Origin of the sequence: Dolichospermum circinale AWQC131C (assembly GCF_000426905.1) — a bacterium.
In the GTDB taxonomy this organism is placed as follows: Bacteria; Cyanobacteriota; Cyanobacteriia; order Cyanobacteriales; family Nostocaceae; genus Dolichospermum; species Dolichospermum circinale.
Map to the genome: position 1 here is coordinate 20359 of NZ_KE384593.1, position 7651 is coordinate 28009.

Annotated in this window: 9 protein-coding genes; 6 read left to right on the top strand and 3 right to left on the bottom strand. The window is 34.2% G+C overall.

Annotated features, from left to right (window positions below; translation table 11 throughout):
• Nucleotides 1–234: 234 nt before the first annotated feature.
• Both ACIR131C_RS0103780 and ACIR131C_RS0103785 read left to right on the top strand, forming a co-directional pair.
• Nucleotides 235–882 carry a Uma2 family endonuclease gene (locus ACIR131C_RS0103780; RefSeq protein WP_028089118.1) on the top strand — a complete coding sequence of 216 codons (648 nt, stop codon included), beginning with the start codon at nucleotides 235–237 and terminating at the stop codon, nucleotides 880–882.
• Between the two features lie 143 nt (nucleotides 883–1025).
• Nucleotides 1026–1286 (top strand): hypothetical protein, encoded by a 261-nt coding sequence (locus ACIR131C_RS0103785; RefSeq protein ID WP_028082502.1) that lies wholly within the window; start codon nucleotides 1026–1028, stop codon nucleotides 1284–1286.
• 60 nt (nucleotides 1287–1346) lie between these two features.
• Here the strand turns inward: ACIR131C_RS0103785 and ACIR131C_RS0103790 are convergent, their stop codons facing one another.
• The gene (locus ACIR131C_RS0103790; RefSeq protein ID WP_027402424.1) at nucleotides 1347–1673 is read right to left on the bottom strand and encodes a YbjQ family protein; all 327 of its coding nucleotides are present in this window, start codon (nucleotides 1671–1673) and stop codon (nucleotides 1347–1349) included.
• 207 nt (nucleotides 1674–1880) lie between these two features.
• On the opposite strand from ACIR131C_RS0103790, the gene ACIR131C_RS0103795 reads away from it, so the two are divergent.
• On the top strand, nucleotides 1881–2555 hold the full coding sequence (locus ACIR131C_RS0103795) for a tetratricopeptide repeat protein (RefSeq protein ID WP_028082503.1): 675 nt from the start codon (nucleotides 1881–1883) through the stop codon (nucleotides 2553–2555).
• A gap of 70 nt (nucleotides 2556–2625) precedes the next feature.
• On the opposite strand, the gene ACIR131C_RS0103800 is transcribed toward ACIR131C_RS0103795, so the two are convergent.
• Together ACIR131C_RS0103800 and ACIR131C_RS0103805 are read right to left on the bottom strand one after the other, a co-directional pair.
• Nucleotides 2626–3534 (bottom strand): peptidoglycan-binding domain-containing protein, encoded by a 909-nt coding sequence (locus tag ACIR131C_RS0103800; protein ID WP_028089119.1) that lies wholly within the window; start codon nucleotides 3532–3534, stop codon nucleotides 2626–2628.
• A gap of 419 nt (nucleotides 3535–3953) precedes the next feature.
• Nucleotides 3954–4103: a hypothetical protein gene (locus tag ACIR131C_RS0103805; RefSeq protein ID WP_028082505.1), complete on the bottom strand. Its 150-nt coding sequence runs from the start codon at nucleotides 4101–4103 to the stop codon at nucleotides 3954–3956.
• A gap of 375 nt (nucleotides 4104–4478) precedes the next feature.
• Here ACIR131C_RS0103805 and ACIR131C_RS0103810 point away from each other — a divergent pair, with 375 nt between their 5' ends.
• The 3 genes from ACIR131C_RS0103810 (at nucleotide 4479) to ACIR131C_RS0103820 (ending at nucleotide 7596) form a co-directional block, all read left to right on the top strand.
• Nucleotides 4479–5078 carry a nicotinate-nucleotide adenylyltransferase gene (locus tag ACIR131C_RS0103810; protein WP_028089120.1) on the top strand — a complete coding sequence of 200 codons (600 nt, stop codon included), beginning with the start codon at nucleotides 4479–4481 and terminating at the stop codon, nucleotides 5076–5078.
• Nucleotides 5039–5785, top strand: coding sequence for an NUDIX hydrolase (locus tag ACIR131C_RS0103815; protein WP_028089121.1), 747 nt, complete (start codon nucleotides 5039–5041; stop codon nucleotides 5783–5785). Before ACIR131C_RS0103810 ends, ACIR131C_RS0103815 begins: the two co-directional genes overlap by 40 nt.
• Nucleotides 5786–5913: 128 nt before the next feature.
• Nucleotides 5914–7596, top strand: a complete 1683-nt coding sequence (locus tag ACIR131C_RS0103820) for an NAD+ synthase (protein ID WP_028089122.1) — start codon at nucleotides 5914–5916, stop codon at nucleotides 7594–7596.
• Nucleotides 7597–7651: the final 55 nt, after the last annotated feature.

A 7651-nucleotide genomic window follows, 5' to 3' on the forward strand; every position in this document is an offset into this window, starting at 1 on the left:
ATAAGTGCTGTAACATTTATTGTAGGTTGGGTAGAACGAAGTGAAACCCAACATTTGCGGTAGGATAGCAAAGTGTGTTGGGTTTCGTTCCTCAACCCAACCTACTGAATATTAATAAGTCAAAATTAAAAATTGACAAACTTTTGTTATTAACTCCGTTTTATCAATCATTTCCTCTAATTGAAATTGATTATAGTATATAATAGAATAATTAAAACTGCGAGGTGAATTTCTATGGTAACTTTAGCACCTACTCACAGCGACACTCACACCAATAGCGTTATCCTCCATAATATTTCTTGGAATACTTTTGAACGAATTTTATTAGAAACAGGTGATGATCGCCATAACAGGTTTACTTATAATCAGGGAATCTTAGAAATTATGACTCCATTAATGCCCCATGAACATAATAAAAGATTGATAGAAAAAATAATTGATACTTTAGTTGAAGAGTTAAATATCAATGTCAAAAGCACTGGTTCATTAACTTGTAAAAGAGAAGATTTAGCTAGAGGTGTAGAACCTGATTCTAGTTTCTATATTCAAAATGAACCAATTATGAGAAATAAAACAAGTTTAGATTTAACTCAAGATCCCCCACCTGATTTAGTCATAGAAGTTGATTATGCTAGTTCTTCTATTGATAAATTACCGATTTATTTAGCTTTAGGTGTTCCTGAAGTTTGGCGTTATGATGAACCTGTGATGCAAATTTATAGTTTATCTGAGGATAAATATACTCCTTGTAATGGTTCACCAACCTTTGCAAATTTACCTTTAAATACAGAAATTCCTCAGTTTTTAGCTTCTAGTTTACAAGTGGGTGAGGTGTCAATGATTAAAAATTTTCGGAGTTGGTTAAAAACACAAATTTCCTGATTAAATTAAGAAATCGGGAATCTGGGTATTATGTTTTTTAAAGTTGAGTTACTTATTGCTGGGCTTTTATTGCTCAGGGTGTACAATAATATGATTTAATGGTAAAAAGGCAACTTCTCGATTAAACAGAATTTTGAATTTTTATGGATATCGCACCTAATCAATCATCAACCCAATTTTTATCTGCTGAAGAATCTGCTCAAGTTGACGCGGCTTTGTTGTCTTCTCCTGAGAAGTTTTTAACTAGATTGACTATTTCCTCTTTGCGGATTTTACAACATATTGCTCAAGAATATGATGTTTCTATTGAGGAACTGACGACAAAGCAAATTATTACCTGGTTTGAAACTGATGCTAAAATTAGAAGAGAAAAAGGAATTGATCAAGCATTTCTCAAGTGGTAGATTCAGTAATATTTTATTACTTAAAGATGAATAAATGTTTGCTACAAAATCAGCAAAATATTAACGAATTTTTACGGCTGTTCCTGTGGCCGTAATTACTAATAAAACACCAGATTGATCAACATTAATTGTGCCTGTATCAACTGCAATGCCAACAACTGCATCTGCGCCTAAGCGTTGCGCCCTTTGTTCTAATTCCTCCATCGCTTTGCGTTGTCCTTCTTCAAAGAGACGCTCATAGCTACCAGTGCGGCCACCGACAATATCCCGAATACTCGCTAAAAAGTCCCGCAGGAAATTGCTACCATAAACAACTTCTGCTGTCACAATACCTAAGTATGACTGAATTACAGCACCTTGAATAACATCAGTAGTAGTTAAAAGCATAGATCTATTTAAACATTATTTATGAGTACGGATGGGTTAAATTATTAATCTAGTGCTATAGTGCCGAAAATGTCAAGTGATTTAAGAAAATATTATTATATAATAATATATATTATGTAAATATGAATAAATAGAGATTACAAAAATAAATATTTTTGTTTTAATGTATGAATAAGAACAATTGAAGAAAATCTAGGGAAATTGACTGTGTACAAAAAAACATCATTTGTCTTAACTGTCTTATTATTGGGATGTTTCTTCACTAGCACACCTGTAGTGGCAAAAGTTGATCTATTATTAGCACAAGCTGACAATGCAGAGTTGAAAAGCTTGATAGAAGACGGAAAAAGACTTGTAGATAATAAAGATTATAATGGAGCGATCGCTGTTTATCAACAAGCGGCAAAATTAGATCCCCGCAATGCGAGAATTCATGCTGGTATTGGCTACTTGTATACTCAAATAGGAAATTTTCCCTCAGCTTTAAGTGCTTATCGTCGGGCTATTGCTATTAATCCCAATAACAGCGATTTTTATTATGCTGTAGGGTACATTAAAAGTGCTACAAAGGATATTAGTGGAGCTAAAGAAGCCTATCGTCGTTCGATACAACTTAATCGAAATAATATTAACGCCTATTTAGGTTTGGGCGTTACTCAGGCAATATTAGGCGATTTTGAATCTGCTATGTGGGCATATCAAAAAGCACTAGAACTCAATCAAAATAACCCCCGCACTTATGAGTTAATGGCAGGAATGTTTAAAAAGAAGGGTCAAAATAGCCAAGCAACTAGCGCTTTACGAAAAGCTTTAAGTTTATATCGTCTTAGCAATGATCTAGATAGTGTTAATAGAGTGGAAGGAATGTTAAGAGAAATGTAATTTTCAGGTTTTGAATCCCCAATTTATAATTAATGATTAATTTGGGGATTTATTGATGTTAATTGACTAATTAGCCAGGAAATCTTTTAAGTAAATCATCTCCAGGAATAATGGTTGTGTAGAAAATATAATCATTGTTAGCTACATAACGGCGATCCTGTTTAATGATAGCCATAAACTCTTTATGTCCTTCTTTTCTTCGTCCCACTAAACAGCCCGCACTGGCATTTTTGATGTCATTAACAGGAGCATCATAGCCCCAGTGTTGATTCACATAAAAATCATCACCTGTATCAAGTTCATCCCCAGTCCGTTTAAAATCTTTGTTGAAGTCTCTACAAACGGTGATATCCCCAACTTGTCTTAATGCTTCGTGGGGATTTGCAGTACCGTGATATCCAACTTTCCAAGCTTTGTACTGTCCAAATTGAATCCTAGCTGCTCCTTTGGGATTCATTGGACTATAAGTATAGTGGCTACCTGGTTCAGTGGTTGCTTGCCAACTATTGACAATTTTGGGAACACCATTTATGATTTCAAGAACAATCCGTTGATCATTAAATTCATTTGCTGCATCATTGTTAAGAGTCCAATCTCCATTTATTCCTTCTATATAAACGATGTTGTACTCTTTGGGATTGGTGGAGACTTGATAATTTTCTGCCAACATATATTTAACTATTTTGCTGGCTATGTCATTACCTAATTTTAATGCTGGTTTTGGTAAATCATCTTTTTTAGCTTCAATTAGCTTTTTAGCTGTGACTGCTCCTAGAAATTCAGGTTCTCCAGTGTTTAATAACTGTTGAAATTCTTTCAGTGCTGTGGTAGAAACAGGTCCAAATTTCCCATCTGCGGGTGGTTCTAGCAACCCTAATCCAATTAATAGAACTTGAATTTGTCGAGATAATTCTACATCATTAGCGATCGCTTCATATCCCCATTTTTCCGCTGTTCCCAAAAAGTTTTGTAGTTTCATATTTCACCTGATCTGATGTATTTTGAAATTGCCAATTGTTTTGCTCTATTTGAGCTTAACTAAGTTTTAATACATAATATACACACAAATTCAGAAATTACTAAAATCTTTGTTTTTTTTAGAAATTACGCAACTGGTCTAATATTATAGATTGTAGTGAGAACTTTAGTTCTCTCTTTGAGACGCTACATAAACAAGATCAGGGCTAAAGCCCTGACTACAAACAAATGATATGATCATCTTTTGTGACACTTGCGTAAGTCCTATTTTTTTAGTAATTACAGGAAAATACTGAAAAACAGGTGACAGGGATCTCCTGCTCCTTAAATACAGCAAAACCAAGGTAAGGTAGATTATACCCGACCCTGGTTAATATCAATGATGATCGTCGTACATTGTAACTTTTATCAAATCAAAAGCTACCAAGCCGCTCTACCTCTCTTATACAGATTACCGGTAAAAGGCTGCACTCCAATCACAGGATAAGCGTCATTAGCAGGGGTAAAAATCCGCATAAAGGCTTCAGAAATAAACTGAGCCATATTAGTAAGCATTCTGGAAATAGCCATAATCTTATAGCCCCTTTTTTTCAGTTTTTTAATCTGCGATGTCTAAATTATAATACCGCCATTATTTATTTGCTCTTATTCTCCATATATCTATACTTAACACAATATTTTTTCAAATAACTTTGCAATACTTTATAATCATGATTTTGATTTACTCCTAATTGTAACCGAAAATTTATAATTAGGCATTTTGGGGTGAAAATAATAGTTTTTACTATGAAGAAATGTGAATTATTCGTAAAATTATAGATAATTATCCTTGTAAACATAGGATTTTAGGGAATTTGTCACCATTCATTAACTAGGGCTTGACATTATTTATAGTAAATATTACCATAAACTAAAGAGACATTCTCGCAACATCCTGAAAATATCATGAAAATTGCTTTATTTGGTACAAGTGCTGATCCACCGACTGCGGGACATTTAGTAATTCTTAAATGGTTATCTGAACATTATGATTGGGTAGCTGTTTGGGCTGCGGATAATCCTCTAAAATCGCAACAAACGCCTTTATCTCATCGTGCAGTCATGTTAGAATTGTTAATTAAAGATATTAATGTTTCTAGAAAAAATATTGCTTTAGAACAAGATTTGAGCAGTTGGAGAACCTTAGAAACCGTAGAAAAAGCCAAATTAAAGTGGGGTGAACATATTGAATATACTTTAGTAATTGGTGCTGATTTAGTAAATCAATTATCACGCTGGTATCATATTCAAGATTTATTACAGCAAGTGCAGCTACTAATAATTCCCAGACCAGGATATATCATAGATAATTCAAGTTTAGAAAATGTTAAACAAATGGGGGCAAAAATTGCCATTGCTAATTTAATTGGTTTAGATGTTTCCTCTACTGCTTTTCGTGAACAAGGAGATATTAATACTCTCACACCTCCCGTAGTTGCCTATATTCATCAACAGCATTTATACAAATGCCAATACATCACCCAAAAAAGATTTTCAACTCCATAAATCAACAACCTTTAGCTAACTTTAAAGTTGGTGTTGATAATGTGATTTTTTCCGTAAATACTGCCCAAAATCAGTTATTAGTTCTTTTAGTTATGGGACAACAAGAACCATTTTTAAATCATTGGAGTCTTCCCGTTACTTTAGTTCGGCAAGGAGAATCTTTAGAAGATGCTGCCTATCGTATCATGGCTGAGAAAATAAAAGTAAATAATCTTTATTTAGAACAGCTTTATACTTTTAGCAGTCCTAGACTTGAACCTAGAGAAGAAATTGCTAGTCATGGAGTCCGTTATTTATCAGTTAGTTACTTTGCCTTAGTACGATTTGAAGAAGCAGAATTAATTGCTGATAAAGTCGCTGGTATTGCCTGGTATCCTCTGCAAAAATTGCCACAATTAGCATTTGATCATCATGAAATTATTACCTATGGACATAGAAGATTAAAAAATAAATTAGAATATAGTCCTGTAGCTTTTGAAGTCTTACCAGAAACCTTCACCCTCAACGATTTATATCAACTATATACCACAGTTTTAGGAGAAAACTTTGCCGATTATTCTAATTTTCGAGCGCGGTTACTCAAACTAGGTTTTTTATCAGATACTGGCATTAAGGTCTCACGGGGTGCGGGACGACCTGCGAGTTTATATAAATTTGATCAGGCAGCATTTGCACCGTTTAAAGATAAACCTTTAGTATTTATTTAATGAAGAAAGGAGGTAGAAATGATTAAACGCTTAACGCTGGTAAACGCTGATAAATACAGATGATTGTGATTTTGTGCAGTCTAAAATGAGATTTATTTTATCTATTCCCTATTCCCTTTTTGATGATCATGAAAATCGCTATTGCTCAAATTAATCCTCTTGTTGGTGACTTATCTGGAAATGCTCAAAAAATTCTGGAAATGTCCCAACAAGCATCATTAACAGGTGTCCGTTTATTATTAACACCTGAATTATCAATTTGTGGTTATCCTCCTAGAGATTTATTATTAAATCCTAGTTTTGTAGTCGCAATGAATCAGACATTACAAAAATTGGCTGAAGATTTACCTGCAAATTTAGCTGTATTAGTGGGAACAGTTGTGAAAAATTCCCAAGCGCGTATAACTGGAGGGAAAAATTTATTTAATAGTATGGCTTTATTAGAAAATGGCAAAATTCAGCAATTTTTTCATAAAAGACTATTACCAACTTATGATGTTTTTGATGAACATCGTTATTTTGAACATGGACTAGAAGTAAATTATCTGATAGTAGATCATCTGAAAATTGGCGTGACAATTTGTGAAGATTTATGGAATGATGAGGAATTTTGGGGTAAGCGCAGTTATCCAATTAATCCAATTAATGATTTAGCTGATTTAGGGGTAGATTTAATTGTTAATTTATCCGCTTCACCCTATACTGTTGGTAAGCAAAATTTGAGGGAAGCAATGTTAAAACATAGTGCTATTAGTTTCCAAAAACCAATTATTTATACCAATCAAGTTGGCGGAAATGATGATTTGATTTTTGATGGTCGCAGTTTTGCTGTTAATAAACAAGGAGAAATTATCGCTGGTGGTGAGGGTTTTGTATCTGATTTTATCACTGTTGAATTTGATGCAAATCAACAAGATTTAGTATTAGGTAATATTTCCCCTGTTTATGAATCTGAAGAAGCGGAAATTTGGGACGCTTTGGTTTTAGGAGTTAAAGATTATGTTCATAAATGTCGTTTTTCTAAAGTCTTATTAGGGTTAAGTGGGGGAGTTGATTCTGCTTTAGTTGCTGCTATTGCGACTGCGGCATTAGGGAAAGAAAATGTAATTGGTATTTTAATGCCTTCTCCCTATAGTTCAGAACATTCTATTAGTGACGCTTTAGCATTAGCAGAAAATTTAGATATTCAAACCGAGATTTTACCTATTGGGGAACTAATGCAAACTTTTGATCAATCTTTAAATGATTTATTTGCGGGTACAGAATTTGGGATAGCAGAAGAAAATCTCCAATCTCGCATTCGTGGTAATTTATTAATGGCAATTTCTAATAAGTTCGGTTATTTGCTTTTATCTACTGGCAATAAATCAGAAATGTCCGTTGGTTATTGTACCCTTTATGGTGACATGAATGGGGGTTTATCTGTGATTGCAGATGTTCCCAAAACTCGCATTTATTCCCTTTGTCAATGGTTAAATTCTCATCATCAAAAAGAGGTTATTCCCGTAAATATTCTTACAAAAGCGCCCAGTGCGGAACTTAAACCGGGTCAAGTTGACCAAGATTCTCTACCAGCCTATGATATTTTAGATGATATTCTCGACCGTTTGCTGCATCAACATCAATCAGCGGCAGAAATTGTTATCGCAGGTCATGACCCGGTAGTTGTAGATAAGGTATTACAGTTATTATCTCGTGCGGAATTTAAACGCAGACAAGCTGCACCAGGTTTAAAAATCACTGACCGCGCTTTTGGGACTGGTTGGAGAATGCCTATTGCTAGTAGTTGGTCTGTGTTGCGGAATATATAAGTAGGTTGGCGTTAAAAATTGTCGTTATGACAAGGGAACAGGGAACAGGGAACAG